Annotated in this window: 11 protein-coding genes and 1 pseudogene; 5 read left to right on the forward strand and 7 right to left on the reverse strand. The window is 73.3% G+C overall.

Annotated elements, in window-relative coordinates; all coding sequences use genetic code 11:
* The first annotated feature begins 115 nt into the window (after positions 1-115).
* Positions 116-637 carry a cysteine dioxygenase gene (locus ACFRIC_RS34580; RefSeq protein ID WP_382794382.1) on the forward strand — a complete coding sequence of 174 codons (522 nt, stop codon included), beginning with the start codon at positions 116-118 and terminating at the stop codon, positions 635-637.
* Complete coding sequence (locus tag ACFRIC_RS34585; protein WP_382794300.1) at positions 634-1,047, forward strand: rhodanese-like domain-containing protein; 414 nt, start codon at positions 634-636, stop codon at positions 1,045-1,047. The genes ACFRIC_RS34580 and ACFRIC_RS34585 overlap by 4 nt, the downstream gene beginning before the upstream one ends.
* 272 nt (positions 1,048-1,319) lie before the next feature.
* On the opposite strand, the gene recX is transcribed toward ACFRIC_RS34585, so the two are convergent.
* A complete protein-coding gene (recX, locus tag ACFRIC_RS34590) occupies positions 1,320-2,294 on the reverse strand; it encodes a recombination regulator RecX (protein ID WP_382794304.1) in 975 nt (324 codons plus the stop codon).
* A gap of 3 nt (positions 2,295-2,297) precedes the next feature.
* Positions 2,298-3,419: a recombinase RecA gene (recA, locus tag ACFRIC_RS34595; protein WP_382794307.1), complete on the reverse strand. Its 1,122-nt coding sequence runs from the start codon at positions 3,417-3,419 to the stop codon at positions 2,298-2,300.
* Between the two features lie 391 nt (positions 3,420-3,810).
* Here recA and ACFRIC_RS34600 point away from each other — a divergent pair, with 391 nt between their 5' ends.
* Entirely contained in the window at positions 3,811-4,596 is a 786-nt protein-coding gene (locus ACFRIC_RS34600; RefSeq protein ID WP_382794310.1) for a hypothetical protein, read from the forward strand.
* A 3-nt stretch (positions 4,597-4,599) separates the two neighbouring features.
* Here ACFRIC_RS34600 and ACFRIC_RS34605 read toward each other — a convergent pair whose 3' ends face one another.
* Positions 4,600-5,811: an AI-2E family transporter gene (locus ACFRIC_RS34605; protein WP_382794313.1), complete on the reverse strand. Its 1,212-nt coding sequence runs from the start codon at positions 5,809-5,811 to the stop codon at positions 4,600-4,602.
* Between the two features lie 71 nt (positions 5,812-5,882).
* Positions 5,883-6,077, reverse strand: coding sequence for a DUF3046 domain-containing protein (locus ACFRIC_RS34610; RefSeq protein WP_382794316.1), 195 nt, complete (start codon positions 6,075-6,077; stop codon positions 5,883-5,885).
* Between the two features lie 80 nt (positions 6,078-6,157).
* Here ACFRIC_RS34610 and ACFRIC_RS34615 point away from each other — a divergent pair, with 80 nt between their 5' ends.
* The gene (locus ACFRIC_RS34615) at positions 6,158-7,102 is read left to right on the forward strand and encodes a hypothetical protein (RefSeq protein ID WP_382794319.1); all 945 of its coding nucleotides are present in this window, start codon (positions 6,158-6,160) and stop codon (positions 7,100-7,102) included.
* A 42-nt stretch (positions 7,103-7,144) separates the two neighbouring features.
* On the opposite strand, the gene ACFRIC_RS34620 is transcribed toward ACFRIC_RS34615, so the two are convergent.
* The 3 genes and pseudogenes from ACFRIC_RS34620 to ACFRIC_RS34630 all read right to left on the reverse strand — a co-directional run.
* Positions 7,145-7,453 (reverse strand): AzlD domain-containing protein, encoded by a 309-nt coding sequence (locus tag ACFRIC_RS34620; protein WP_382794322.1) that lies wholly within the window; start codon positions 7,451-7,453, stop codon positions 7,145-7,147.
* The gene (locus ACFRIC_RS34625; protein ID WP_382794325.1) at positions 7,450-8,352 is read right to left on the reverse strand and encodes an AzlC family ABC transporter permease; all 903 of its coding nucleotides are present in this window, start codon (positions 8,350-8,352) and stop codon (positions 7,450-7,452) included. Before ACFRIC_RS34625 ends, ACFRIC_RS34620 begins: the two co-directional genes overlap by 4 nt.
* Positions 8,256-9,217 (reverse strand): annotated as a pseudogene (locus ACFRIC_RS34630) (AraC family transcriptional regulator); the annotation flags it as partial. The pseudogene ACFRIC_RS34630 and the gene ACFRIC_RS34625, both read right to left, overlap by 97 nt.
* A 500-nt stretch (positions 9,218-9,717) precedes the next feature.
* Between ACFRIC_RS34630 and ACFRIC_RS34635 the strand changes: the two are divergent.
* Positions 9,718-14,781 carry an ATP-dependent helicase gene (locus tag ACFRIC_RS34635; RefSeq protein ID WP_382794328.1) on the forward strand — a complete coding sequence of 1,688 codons (5,064 nt, stop codon included), beginning with the start codon at positions 9,718-9,720 and terminating at the stop codon, positions 14,779-14,781.
* Positions 14,782-14,785 lie beyond the last annotated feature (4 nt).

Genomic DNA, 14,785 nt, shown 5'->3' on the forward strand with positions numbered 1-14,785 from the left:
CGCCGCCGTGCCCCGCGCGCTCCTCTCGCGAACTCTCAGGACGGTCCGAGTGTCTGTGCCACCCTCTGTCTCCACGTCTGTCCCCCTCTCCGCCGCCGCCCCCGTCGCCGCTGCCGTGCCTTCCGCCGTCTCCGGCGCCCCCCGGATCCCCACCCAGGCCGACCTCCTGGACTTCGTACGCCGTACGGCGGCCGACGCCGAGCTGATCGCCTCGCTCCCCCTCGACCCCGAGGGCCGTACCTGGGTGCGGCTCGAAGGCCCCGCCGGCAGTGAGGCCTGGCTGATCGGCTGGCCGCCCGGGACCGGGACCGGCTGGCACGACCACGCCGAATCGGTGGGCGCCTTCCTCACCGCGGCCGGCGAGCTCAAGGAGCACTCCCTCGCCGCGCGGCTGCCCGCCGACGGCTGGAAGACCCTGGAACTCGCCGAAGAGATCGACCGGCAGCGGAAGCTGCCCGCGGGCACCGGCCGCGCCTTCGGCCGGCATCACGTGCACGAGGTGCTCAACGAGTCCACCGAGGAGCACGCCATCTCGGTCCACGCCTACTACCCGCCGCTCCCGCAGATCCGCCGCTACAGCCGTACGGGGCAGATCCTGCGTCTGGAGCACGTCGAGCGTCCGGAGGACTGGCAGTGAGCGGCAGCGGGCAGCCCATCGGTATCGACGCCCTGCTGGAACAGGTCCGCGCGGGCCTGGACCGGGTGGAGGCCGAGGAGGCCTTCGAGGCGGTGCGGCGAGGGGAGGCACTCCTGGTCGACACCCGGTACGCCGCCCTGCGGGACCGGGACGGCCTGATCCCCGGCGCTCTCGTCGTCGAGCGCAACGAACTGGAGTGGCGGCTGGACCCCACGGGCAGTCACCGCGTGCCGGAGGCCACGAGTCACGACCTGCGGGTCGTGCTGTTCTGCAACGAGGGGTACGCCTCCAGCCTGGCCGCCGAGTCCCTGCGCCGGCTGGGACTCCACAGGGCCACCGATCTGATCGGCGGCTTCCAGGCCTGGAAGACCGCGGGCCTCCCGGTGACGGCTGCGGACCCGGAGAGCTGACGGCTTTCGTCTCGCGGAGCCCGGCGTGGAAAGCCGACCGCTTGCGCCTCGCGGAGCCCCGCGCGGAAAGCCGACCGCTTGCGCCCCGCCGAGACCGACGCGGAAAGCCGGCCGCTTGCGTCTCGCCGAGACCGACGCGGAAGGCCGGCCGCTTCCGCCTGGCGGAGACCTGCACGAAAAGCCGACCGTCTCCGCCTCGCGGAGCCCGATCCCCCGGACGAGCCGCCCTCGTACGAGGGCCCGCGAGGGCAGGGTGACGGACGACCGTGGGATCAGAATCCCTCGTCGAGCCCTTCCGTGTCCTCGCCCTCTTCCTCCAGCGCCTGACGGACCACGCGCAGGGCCATGCCCTGGGAGTAGCCCTTGCGGGCCAGCATGCCGGCGAGGCGTCTCAGCCGCTTGTCCCGGTCCAGTCCGCGGGTGGAGCGCAGTTTGCGCGCGACCAGCTCACGAGCGGTCGCCTCCTCCTGCTCGGAGTCGAGCTGTCCGACGGCCTCGTCGATCAGCGTCGATTCCACGCCCTTGGTCCGCAGTTCCTGGACGAGCGCGCGCCGGGCCAGCCCCCGCCCGTGGTGCCGTGACTCCACCCAGGCGTCCGCGAAGGCGCTGTCGTTGATCAGCCCGACCTCCTCGAACCGTGACAGCACCTCGTCCGCCACCTCGTCCGGGATCTCGCGCTTGCGCAAGGCGTCCGCCAGTTGCTTGCGCGTACGCGGGGTCCCGGTGAGCAGGCGCAGACAGATCGCTCGCGCCCGCTCAGCCGGGTCCCCCGGGGACTCCCCCTTCTCAGCCCTCGACGAGGAGGGGGTGTCTCCGTCCCGCCGGCCGTCGGACGGTTCGCCGAAACCGCCGCCCCGTCGACGACCTCTTCCACCACGCGGTCCGCCGGCGGCACGTCCACCGCGTCGGGAGACCGCGTCCGGCGAACCGTGACCGCGCGGCAGGCCGTCACCGTGCCGTGCGTCACCGCCCGTCGAACCTCCGCCGTCCGGATCCCCGTCGTCCGGACCGCCACCGTGGAAACCATCGGCTCCGTAGAACCCGCCGCCGGTGCCGTACAGCCCACCGTCGGCTTCGTGGAGCCCGTCATCGGTGCCGTACGACCGGCTGCCGTACCCCCCGGCACCGTCGTACGACCCGTCACCGTCTCCGGCCGGACCGCCGTGTCCCCCGCCGTACCCCTGCCCCGACCGCGTGTCGGGGGTCTGGGGACGGGCGTACTCGGCCCAGTCGGTTCGTCGTGTCATGGACTAGCTCTTGGCCGCCGCGGCCCTGGACTTGGTGGCCTTGGCAGCCGGAGCGGGCACCGTCTTCGCGGCGTCGTCCGGGGCCGAGACCGCTGCGTCCGCGCCCGGCTCGGCGGCGGGCTGCTCGGGCTTCACACCGACGCCCAGCTTCTCCTTGATCTTCTTCTCGATCTCGTTGGCGAGGTCGGGGTTGTCCTTCAGGAAGTTGCGGGCGTTCTCCTTGCCCTGGCCGAGCTGGTCGCCCTCGTACGTGTACCAGGCGCCGGCCTTGCGGACGAAGCCGTTCTCCACGCCCATGTCGATCAGGCCGCCCTCGCGGCTGATGCCCTGGCCGTAGAGGATGTCGAACTCGGCCTGCTTGAACGGCGGCGCGACCTTGTTCTTGACGACCTTGACGCGGGTGCGGTTGCCGACCGCGTCGGTGCCGTCCTTCAGCGTCTCGATGCGCCGGATGTCGAGGCGCACCGAGGCGTAGAACTTCAGCGCCCGGCCACCCGTCGTCGTCTCCGGAGAGCCGAACATGACGCCGATCTTCTCGCGGAGCTGGTTGATGAAGATCGCCGTCGTCTTCGACTGGTTGAGCGCGCTGGTGATCTTGCGCAGGGCCTGGCTCATCAGCCGGGCCTGGAGACCCACGTGCGAGTCGCCCATCTCGCCCTCGATCTCGGCCCGCGGCACCAGAGCGGCGACGGAGTCGATGACGATGAGGTCGAGCGCACCGGAGCGGACCAGCATGTCCACGATCTCCAGGGCCTGCTCGCCGTTGTCCGGCTGGGACAGGATCAGGTTGTCGATGTCGACGCCGAGCTTCTTCGCGTACTCGGGGTCGAGGGCGTGCTCGGCGTCGATGAACGCCACCTGGCCGCCGGCCTTCTGCGCGTTCGCCACCGCGTGCAGGGTGAGGGTCGTCTTTCCGGAGGACTCCGGGCCGTACACCTCCACCACGCGGCCGCGCGGCAGGCCGCCGACGCCGAGGGCGACGTCGAGCGCGGTCGACCCGGTGGGGATGACCTCGATGGGCTCATTCGGCCGCTCGCCCAGGCGCATCACGGCGCCCTTGCCGAACTGCCGTTCAATCTGCGCGAGCGCGGCGTCGAGCGCCTTCTCGCGGTCGGTTCCTGCCATGGGTTCCACCCGGTTTGCTTGAGTCGATCGCTTCACGTCAAAGACGCTAACGCCTGCCACTGACAATGCGCCCCGACGCCCGTCCGGCCTGTGGATAACTCGGGCACATCCCTGCCGAAACCATGCCGAATCACCCGTCGCGAGCTCTGCCGGAACCTCCATAAGAATGGATGTTCGATTTTCGTGTCAAGCGCACCACGCGGCACTTCCGAGACTACGGTCGCCCTCCGACAACGACGGGAGATCCGGCGTCCTCGGGCCCTCGCGGCCGCCCCGACACATCTCCCGAAGCCCGGTACCCGCCCCGCCCTCCGGCTACTCCCCGGGGCGCAGGACCGGTGCCTCCGGGCGGACGACGACACCGGCGGGAACGCCCGGCAGGCTGTGGGCCATGCCGACGACGACGCGCCCCCCGACACCGCGCCCCCTGCCGACACCGCCGTCCTCGCTCCGGCCGGCCGAGCGGCTCTGCCGGGCCACGGGCGCCCTGCTCGTCCTCTCGGGCCTCCTGCATCTGCTGGTCTTCGCCGTCGACGGCGGCCCGTGGGACGGCCCCGTCTCCTGGCGCAAGCCCGTCACCTTCGGACTCTCCTTCGGGCTGACCCTGATCGCGGTCACGTGGGTCACCTCGTACGTGCGGATGGAGGCGAGGCGGCGCAGCGTGCTGCTCGTCGTGTTCGCCGCGGACTGCGTGCTGGAGGTCGGCGGGATCACCCTTCAGGCGTGGCGCCGGGTTCCGTCGCACCTCGACATGGAGACCGGCTTCGACACCGCGGTCTCCATGATGCTCGCGGTGGGCGGCGGGATTCTGGTCGTGGTGCTCACCGCGTTCGCGGTCGCCTCGTTCCGCCGCAGGCCCTCGGGGCCCGTGGGCATGCCGCTCGCCGTGCGTTCGGGGTTCGCGATCCTGCTCGTCGCGCTGGCCTCGGGCGCCGCGATGATCGCGCGCGGGGTCGTCCTCACCAGGACCGGCCACCAGGAGGCCGCGTACCACTCGACGGCTCCGCTCAAGCCGCTGCACGGTGTGAGCCTGCACGCCGTGCTGGTGCTGCCCGCGCTGGCCTGGCTGCTCTCCCGCACCGGCGAGGAGACCCGGCAGCGGATCGTGTGGGCGGCGGTCGGTCTCTACGCGGCGGCCGTCGTCGGCACCGGCGTCCAGGCGGTCCTCACCTGGTGACCGTCACCGGCCGAGCTGCCGTCGCACCCGCGCGAGGAGGCCCGCCGAGCTGCGGACGCGGTGCCCGTGCACCCGCGGGTCGTCCGTGACGTCGTAGCGCTTCACGTACGCGCCGAGGAACGCCTGGAGGGTCGCGACGGCGGGGATGGCGATCAGCGCGCCGACGGCTCCGAGGAGCGCGGTCCCCGCGATCACGGACCCGAAGGCGACCGCGGGGTGGATGTCCACCGTCCTGGAGGTCAGCTTCGGCTGGAGCACGTAGTTCTCGAACTGCTGGTAGACCACGACGAAGACGAGCACCCACAGCGCGTACCAGGGGTCGATCGTGAACGCGATCAGCATCGGCAGGGCACCCGCGAGATAGGTGCCGATGGTCGGGATGAACTGCGAGACCAGGCCGACCCACACACCGAGCACGGGCGCGTAGGGCACGCCCAGCGCCTCCAGCAGGATGTAGTGGGCGATGCCCGAGATCAGCGCCATCAGGCCGCGTGAGTACAGATAGCCGCCGGTCTTGTCGACGGCTATCTCCCAGGCGCGCAGCACCTCGGCCTGCCGGGCCGGCGGCAGCACCGAGCACAGGGCGCGCCGCAGCCGGGGTCCGTCGGCGGCGAAGTAGAACGAGAACAGCGCGACCGTCAGGAGCTGGAAGAGACCGCCGAGGACCTGGCCGGACACGTCCAGGACGCCGGTGGCGCTGTTCTGCACGTACTTGCGCAGCCAGTCGGAGTGGAGCAGGCCCTCCTGGATGTCGACCCGTCTGAGGTCGGTGTGGAAGTGCGTGTTGATCCAGTTGATGACCGAGTCGAGGTAGTCCGGGAAGCCCTCGATCATCTTGATGATCTGGCCCGCGAGCATCGAGCCGAGCAACGTGACGAACCCGGCGATCATGATCAACGAGCCCAGGAAGACGAGGAACGTGGCGAGCCCCCTGCGCATGCCCCGGGAGGCCATCCAGCTCACCGCGGGTTCTATCGCGAGCGCGAGGAAGAACGCGATCAGGATGTTGATCAGCAGGCCGGTGAGCTGGTGGAACGCCCAACTGCCGAGCTGGAACACGGCGACCAGCGCCAGGGCGAGCACCATGGCGCGGGGCAGCCAGCGCGGCATGCGCGGACCCGCCCCTGCCGCGTCGGCGGCGGGCGGACCGGGCGGCGTCGTGCCGAGCGGTGATGACTGCTGATCGACCTGCGTGTTCTCGTCTGTCGGGGCCACGCGCCAAGTCTGGCCCACGCCACCGACACCGGATCCACGTCCCCCCGGACTTTCCCGGTCTTCGGTCCGGTTCAGTGGTTTTCGTGCGGAACGTTCATGGTCGCGCACACCACGCGCCACACGTCCTTGGCCTCCCAGCCCGCGTCCAGCGCCTCGTGGACCGTGCGTCCGCCCAGTTCCGTCATCACATGATCGCGCGCGAACGTCTCGGCGTACCCCGCGCCGAAGTGATCAGCCATTCGCTGCCAGAAGACCGTCAACCGCATGACACCAGTATCCCGCCCCTGAGAGTGGCCCCGGTCCGGGGCCGCGTGGCGAGACCGCTTTCCGCCCTACGGTCTGACGCATGGCCGAAACCGGAGCATCCCGACTCCCCCAGACGCCCCCCGCGCAGTCCGCCCTCGCCCGCGCCGAGCACTTCGTCTGGCTCACCGCGCGCGTGCTGGAACAGCGCCGCTTCGCCTATCACTTCCTCGGTGGCGACGCCGACGCGGTGGAGACGGCCCTGGCCGCCTACCGCAACGACGACGAAGGGTACGGTCACGCGCTCGAACCCGATCTGCGCGGCCCGGTCAGCCAGCCGCTGCACACGGGGCACGCGCTGCGCGTGCTCGACTCGATCGGGCGCTGCGGCGGGCAGCGCGTGGAACGGGTGTGCCGCTATCTGACGTCCGTGTCGACCGCGGACGGCGCGCTGCCGGCCGTCCATCCCAGCCAGCGCGGCTATCCGGCGGCTCCGTTCGTGCCGGTCGTCGACGATCCGCCGAGCGAACTCCTCGCCACCGGCCCGATCGTGGGGCTGCTGCACCGCAACGAGGTGTGGAACGCCTGGTTGTTCCGGGCCACGGACTTCTGCTGGCAGGCGGTGGAGTCCCTGGAGAAGTCGCATCCGTACGAGATCGAGGCGGCCGTCGCCTTCCTGGACTCGGCGGCCGACCGCCCGCGCGCGGAGGCGAGCGCCGACCGGCTGGGCCGGCTCGTCCGTGAGCAGCGGCTCGCCGTGCTGGACGCCGGGCGCCTGGAGGCCTACCCCGTCGCGCCCGGCTACGCGCCGCGCGAGCACCACTTCCCGCACGACTACGCGCGGACGCCGGACTCGCTCGCGCGCGCGTGGTTCACCGACGAGGAGATGGCCCGCTCGCTGGACCACCTCGCGGCGGAGCAGCAGGAGGACGGCGGGTGGCCGATCCACTGGCGTCAGTGGGCGCCGGGCACCGCCCTGGAGTGCCGTCCCATGGTGACCGTCGAGGCCCTGCGCACGCTCCGGGCGTACGGCAGGGCCGTCAACTGAGGCCCACGGGTCCGGCGCGGCGGTGCTCGGGCGGTGTCCGTGTCAGCCGGTCAGCGCGCGGACCCCTGCCGTCACCACCACGGCGGCGGCGACGACCACCAGGAACGGGGCTCGCAGGATCAGCGCGACGGCCGCCGCGGCGAGCCCGGCGGCCTTGGCGTCGAGGACGAGGACCCGGCCGTCGGCGAACGTCTGCTGGGCCGTGAGAGCGGCCAGGAGCGCGACGGGCAGCAGGGCGGCGAGGCGCTGGACGAGCGGTCGCTCCAGCACGCCCGCGGGGATCAGCAGACCGATGAGCTTGACGGCGTAGCAGCCGACGGCGGTGACGCCGATGGCGATCCAGATGCTCAACGTACCTCTCCTGACGCGTCCGGCCCGTCGTCGTGCGTACCGGCCGGTGAGCCGTGTTCCGCGCTGGCTCGCGAACGGTTCTCCACCTCGGACGGCGGCCCGTCGCCCGCATCGGCCGGCAGCGCGTCGCACGAGGCACCGGCCGGCGCCTCGTGCGACGTGCCGGAGGAGGCGTCTCGGGCGGTGTCCGCGCGGCGGCGCCCCGTCGCCCAGAGCACGGCGGGGGCGGCCAGGGCGGCCACCAGCACGGGGACTCCGGCGGGCAGCACGGGCAGCAGGCCGAGTCCGAGAAGGACGGCGATTCCCGCGACGGCGCGTTCCGTGGTGGTCTTCAGCATCGGCGCGAGCAGCGCCAGGAACACCGCGGGTCCGGCCGCGTCCAGGCCCCACGCGTCGGTGTCGCCGATGGCCTCGGCCCCGGCCGCGCCGAGCAGGGTGGTGAGGTTCCACAGCAGGTAGAGGGACAGGCCGGTGACGGTGAAGCCGATCCGGACGCTGCGGCGGTCGGGCTGGGCGAGCGCCACGGCCGTGGTCTCGTCGATCACCCACTGGGCGGCGAACGGGCGCACCGCGCGCGGGAGGGCCAGGAGCTGGGACAGCCGCAGCCCGTAGAACGCGTTCCGGACCCCGAGGAAGAACGCGCCGGCGGCCGCGGTGAGCGGATTGCCCCCGGCCGCGAGCGCGCCCACGAGCGCGAACTGCGAGGCCCCGGTGAACACCAGGAGGCTGAGGGCGCAGGTCTGGAGCAGGCTGAGCCCGCTGCCGGCCGAGGTCACCCCGAAGGCGAAACCGGACAGGCCGACGGCCACCCCGACGCCCAGGGCGTCGCGGACGACGGCCGCGTCGGGTTTTCCGCCTTCTTCACTGCGTATGTCTGGGAGAACTGTCTGTTGTGCCACGCTCGGACGGTACGAGGAGTCGCCCGCCGGCGTCTTGTACGTTCTTGCGCTCTCGCTGGTAGGCGCCCGGAGGGACACCCACGATCCGGCTGAAGTGGCGGTTGAGGTGCGGCTGGTCGGTGAAGCCGACGGCGACGGCCGCCTCCGCGGGTGTGGACCCGGCGTCCAGGAGGTGGCGCGCCCGGCGCACCCGGGCGTCGGTCAGCCAGGTGTGGGGCGGCATGCCGTAGGCGTCCCGGAAGGCGCGCAGCAGCGCGAACGAGCTGGTGCCGAGGTCCGCCGCGAGCCGCTCCAGGGTCGGCGGCTCGGCCATCCTCTCGTCCAGCACGCCACGCGCGCGTGCCGCGAGCCGGCCGCCGGCGGTGCGTACGGCCCGTTGCGGCAGCGTGCCTCCGTTCAGGCGCAGCAGCCGGGTGACGGCGACCCTCAGCAGGGTGTCGGCGGCCAGCGCGTTGCCCTCCTCCGCGGCTCGGAGCACCTGGTGGACCAGGCCGGCCGCGTAGGGGTCGTCGAGGACCGGGCGGCTGAATCCGGGGGTGCCGCGGAGGGTGGTGGTCTCGGCGGCGATCTCGGCGACCGTCTCCGGCGAGGGGTACACGGCCCCGTACTTCCAGCCCTCGGGGACGCCGGCGCGCCCGGTGTGCGGGGTGTCGGGGTTGACCAGGGCGAGTGACCCAGGGCCCGCGTACTGGTCGGCACCGCCGTGGTGGAACACCTCGACACCCTCGGCGACGGCGGCGATGACGAAGTTCTCGTGGGTGTGCCGCACGAAGATCTTCTCGACGTAGCGGGCGCGCAGCAGATCGACACCGGGCAGCTCCGCGTACTGCCAGTGCCGTGCCCGCTCCTGCCCCGAACCTGCCACACCCTCATTGTCCGCCACCCACCGAACCACCTGGCCGCGGCACCTCGGCGCCCCGCTCGCCCTGCCACGCCGCGGCGCCACCCCGCCGACCGGCTCGCCCTGCCACCCTGCCGACCACCTCACCCTGCCGCCTCGCCACGGCACCTCACCGACGGCCTCACCCTGTCACCTGGCCGCATCGGCTCACCACGCCACCCCGGCGACCGGCGCGCCTTGCCACCGCGCCACCGCACCGACCACCTGGCAGCGCCGGCTCGCCCCGCCGCCTAGCCGCACCGCCCGCCGCGCCATCTCGCCGCGCGACCCAGCCGCACCGGCTCGCCGACCGGGGCGCCACCGCACCGCCACCGCATCGCGGCCGACCGCCACCGACCGCCCCACCCGCCCCCTTCGCCCGCATCTGCCCCGGTCCGGCACGGCACCGATCTCCCCCACCGCGCCCGGTCAGCGCGTTCTCGCAGGTCAGCGCGATTGTCAGTGGGCGGGTGCAGGATGGACGCATGGTCAGCTCCGCGCACCCTGCGCTCGACGGCTTCTCCCCCGCGACCCGCGGCTGGTTCACGGGGGCCTTTTCCGCGCCCACCGCGGCCCAGGCCGGGGCGTGGGCGGCCATCGGCGCGGGTTCGGACGTGCTGGTCGTCGCCCCGACCGGCTCCGGCAAGACGCTCGCCGCGTTCCTCGCCGCGCTCGACCAACTGGCTTCGACGCCGCCCCCGGCGGACCCCCGCAAGCGCTGCCGAGTGTTGTACGTGTCACCGCTCAAGGCGCTCGCGGTCGACGTGGAGCGCAATCTGCGCAGCCCGCTGACCGGCATCCGGCAGGAGTCGGTGCGGCTCGGGCTGCCGGAGCCGGAGGTGAAGGTCGGCATCCGTTCCGGCGACACCCCTCCCGCCGAGCGCCGAGCGCTGGCCACCCGCCCGCCGGACATCCTGATCACGACCCCCGAGTCGCTGTTCCTGATGCTGACCTCGGCCACACGCGACGCGCTGACGGGCATCGAGACGGTGATCCTGGACGAGGTGCACGCGGTCGCGGGCACCAAGCGCGGCGCCCACCTCGCGCTCACCCTGGAGCGCCTCGACGAACTGCTGCCGAAGCCGGCCCGGCGGATCGGCCTCTCCGCGACGGTGCGTCCGGTGGACGAGGTGGCGCGCTATCTCTCGCCGCGCCGCAAGGCGGAGATCGTCCAGCCGCCGTCCGGCAAGGAGTTCGACCTGTCCGTGGTGGTCCCGGTGGAGGACCTGGGCGAGCTGGGCGGGTCCCCCGCCGCCGACGGCAAGGAGGGCGCGGAGAAGCCCTCCATCTGGCCGCACGTCGAGGAGCGGATCGCCGACCTCGTCCAGTCCCACCGCTCGACGATCGTGTTCGCCAATTCACGCCGCCTGGCCGAGCGGCTGTGCAACCGGCTGAACGAGATCGCCTACGAGAGGGCGACGGGCGAGCCCCTGGAGGAGGCGCACGCGCCGGCCGAGCTGATGGGCGGCTCGGGCGCGGCGCAGGGGGCGCCGCCGGTCATCGCCCGCGCTCACCACGGCTCGGTCTCCAAGGAGCAGCGGGCGCAGGTCGAGGAGGATCTGAAGGCCGGGCGCCTGCCCGCGGTGGTCGCCACCTCCAGCCTCGAACTGGGCATCGACATGGGCGCGGTCGACCTCGTCGTCCAGGTGGAGTCGCCGCCGTCGGTGGCCTCGGGGCTGCAGCGGGTGGGCCGCGCGGGTCACCAGGTCGGCGCGGTGTCCACCGGTGTCGTCTTCCCGAAGTACCGGGGCGACCTGGTGCAGGCGGCGGTGGTCACCGAGCGGATGCGCACCGGCTCCATCGAGTCGCTCCGGGTGCCGGCCAACCCGCTGGACGTGCTGGCCCAGCAGCTCGTCGCGATGACGGCGCTCGACACCTGGCAGGTCGACGATCTGCTCACCACGGTCCGCCGGGCGGCCCCCTTCGCCTCGCTCCCGGAGTCGGCGTTCACCGCCGTCCTGGACATGCTCGCGGGCCGCTACCCCTCGGACGCCTTCGCCGAGCTGAGGCCCCGCGTGGTCTGGGACCGCGTCGCGGGCACGGTGACGGGCCGCCCCGGCGCCCAGCGTCTCGCCGTGACCTCCGGGGGCACCATCCCCGACCGCGGTCTCTTCGGGGTGTTCCTCGCGGGGGCCGACCCCAAGAAGGGCGGCGGCCGGGTCGGCGAGCTCGACGAGGAGATGGTCTACGAATCCCGGGTGGGCGATGTGTTCACCCTCGGCACCAGCTCCTGGCGCATCGAGGACATCACCAGGGACCGGGTCCTGGTCTCCCCGGCGCCCGGCGTCCCCGGCAGGCTGCCCTTCTGGAAGGGCGACCAGCTAGGGCGTCCGCTGGAACTGGGCCGCGCGGTGGGCGCGTTCCTCCGCGAGGTCGGATCGCTCTCCGAGGGCGACGCCCGGCTGCGGCTGCTGGCGGCGGGCCTGGACGCCTGGGCCGCCGACAACGTCATCGCGTACCTCACCGAGCAGCGTGAGGCGTGCGGGCACGTCCCGGACGACCGCACGATCGTCGTCGAGCGCTTCCGCGACGAGCTGGGCGACTGGCGTGTGGTCGTGCACTCCCCCTTCGGCGCCCAGGTGCACGCTCCCTGGGCCCTCGCCCTGGGCGCCAAGCTCTCCGAGCGCTACGGCATGGACGCCCAGGTCATGCACGCGGACGACGGCATCGTGCTGCGGCTGCCCGACGCCGATCTGATGGGCCTGGACCTGCTCGACCAGGCACCGGCGAAGCCGGGCACGGAGTACGACGCGGAGCAGGCCCCGGTCGGCGCGGCGGACGTCGCCTTCGACAAGGGCGAGGTCAACCAGATCGTCACGGACCAGGTCGGCAGTTCGGCCCTGTTTGCCGCCCGCTTCCGCGAATGCGCCGCCCGCGCCCTGCTCCTGCCGCGCCGCAACCCCGGCAAGCGCACCCCGCTGTGGCAGCAGCGGCAGCGGGCCGCACAACTGCTCCAGGTGGCGAGCGAGTTCGGGTCCTTCCCGATCGTCCTGGAAGCGGTGCGCGAATGCCTCCAGGACGTCTTCGACGTGCCGGGGCTCACGGAACTGATGGGCGACATCGAGTCCCGCAAGGTGCGGCTCGTCGAGGTCACCACGCCCGAGCCCTCCCCCTTCGCCCGTTCCCTGCTCTTCGGATACGTGGCCCAGTTCCTTTACGAGGGCGACTCGCCGCTCGCCGAGCGGCGGGCCGCCGCGCTGTCGCTGGACTCCCGGCTGCTCGCCGAGCTGCTGGGCCAGGCCGAGCTGCGCGAGCTCCTGGACGCGGACGTCCTGACCGAGCTGGAGCGCGAGCTCCAATGGCTCACCGAGGACCGGCGCGTCAAGGACGTGGAGGGTGTCGCCGACCTGCTGCGTCTGCTGGGACCGCTCACGGAGGCCGAGTTGGGCGAGCGGGGCGCGGACCCGCGGTGGGCGAAGGAGCTGGCGGCCGCCCGCCGCGCCATCCGGGTCAGGATCGCGGGAGCGGACCACTGGGCGGCCGTCGAGGACGCGGGCCGGCTGCGCGACGCGCTCGGCACGGCCTTGCCCGTCGGTGTCCCGGAGGCCTTCACCGAGCCGGTCAAGGACCCGCTCGGCGACCTCCTCGCCCGGTACGCCCGCACCCACGGGCCGTTCACCTCGGCGACGGCCGCCACCCGGTTCGGTCTCGGCACGGCCGTCACCGACGGCGCGCTGCATCGCCTCGCCGCGAACGGCCGGGTCGTCCAGGGCGAGTTCCACCCCGCGGGCATCGGCCAGGAGTGGTGCGACGCCGCGGTCCTGCGCCGGCTGCGCCGCCGTTCGCTCGCGGCGCTGCGCCATGAACTCGAGCCGGTCCCGCCCGCCGCGCTCGCCCAGTTCCTGCCGCAGTGGCAGCACGTGGGCAGCGGTCACGGGCTGCGCGGCATCGACGGACTGGTGCGCGCCGTCGAGCAGTTGCAGGGCGCCTCGGTGCCGGCGTCCGCGCTGGAGAAGCTCGTGCTGCCGTCCCGGGTCGCCGGTTACACCCCCGCCCTGCTCGACGAGCTCACGGCCGCCGGCGAGGTGGTCTGGGCCGGGGCGGGTTCCCTGCCGGGCAAGGACGGCTGGGTGTCGCTGTATCTCGCGGACGCCGCCCCCCTGCTCCTTCCGGCCGCGCACCCCCTGGAGCCGACGGCGCTGCACGAGTCGGTTCTCGGCACCCTCTCCGGGGGCTACGGCCTGTTCTTCCGCCAGATCGCCGACCAGGTCCGCGCCACGACGCACCCCGACGCGACGGATCCGCAGCTCGCCGACGCGATCTGGGAGCTGGCCTGGTCCGGGCGGCTGACGAACGACACGCTCGCGCCGATGCGCTCCCTGCTGGGTTCGGGCCGCACCGCGGGCTCGACGGCCCACCGCGCCAAGCGCTCGGTCCCCCGCGGGCGCTACGGCTCCCTGACGGGCGGGGCCCGCCCCCAGTCGCGTACGGGTCCACCCACCGTGGCGGGCCGCTGGTCGCTGCTGCCCGAGCGCGAGCCCGACGCCACCGTCCGCGCGCACGCCCTGGCCCGCACCCTGCTCGACCGGCACGGCGTGGTGACCCGGGGAGCCGTCGCGGCGGAGGGCGTCGAGGGAGGCTTCTCGGCGGTGTACCGCATCCTGTCGGCCTTCGAGGACAGCGGTCAGGCACGGCGGGGTTACGTGGTCGAGGGGCTCGGCGCGGCCCAGTTCGCCATGGACGGCGCGGTGGACCGACTCCGGGCCGCGGCGAACGCGCGCGACCGGGGCGCCGCCCTCCTCGAACCCGCCGTCCCGGACAACTCCCCCGCCGCCCACGGCTTCCCGGACACTCCGGTCTTCCCGCCCTCCGGCCCGGGCTTCGACGGCAAGGGCCACGGCGGGAACTACGTCGACCGGGACGGCATCGCGGACGGCCCGGACTCCCTGAACGACCTCACCCGCGGTCTCGACCTCGGCCCAGGCTCCCCGCTCGGGCCCGGCTCCGCCCTCGACTTCGACTTCGACGCCGAGGACGACCACACGTTCTCCGCCGATTCCGCCCTCGCGGCCGGTGCCCCCCACCCCGACGCACCCGACCCCTACGCGTCCCACAGCCGGAACGACCGCTCCGGCCGCGGCGGCCCGGGGTACCCGTCGAACGGCTCCGGCCATCCCGGCACGGGTTTCCCCGGCGCCCGGCCCCGTTCCCGTACCGCCTCCCCCGCGGTCGTGCTGGCCGCCGCCGACCCCGCGAACGCCTACGGCGCGGCCCTCCCCTGGCCCGAGTCCCCGACCGAAGCGGGCCACAAGCCGGGCCGCAAGGCGGGTTCCCTGGTCGTCCTGGTCGACGGCGAACTGGCTCTGTACATGGAACGCGGTGGCAAGACACTGCTGGCCTGGCCGGCCGACCCGGACACCTCTCTCGCGCAGGACACCCGTCTGGGCGCCGCCGCGGAGGCGCTCGCCGCAGCGGCCCGCGCGGGCTCGCTCGGCACCGTCACCGTCGAGCGCGTCAACGGCGTCTCGGCCCTGACCTCCCCCCTCGGCACGCTCCTGGAGGGAGCGGGCTTCATCGCCACCCCGCGCGGGCTGCGCCTGCGCGCCTGACCGG

The organism is Streptomyces sp. NPDC056738 (assembly GCF_042790435.1).
In the GTDB taxonomy this organism is placed as follows: domain Bacteria; phylum Actinomycetota; class Actinomycetes; order Streptomycetales; family Streptomycetaceae; genus Streptomyces.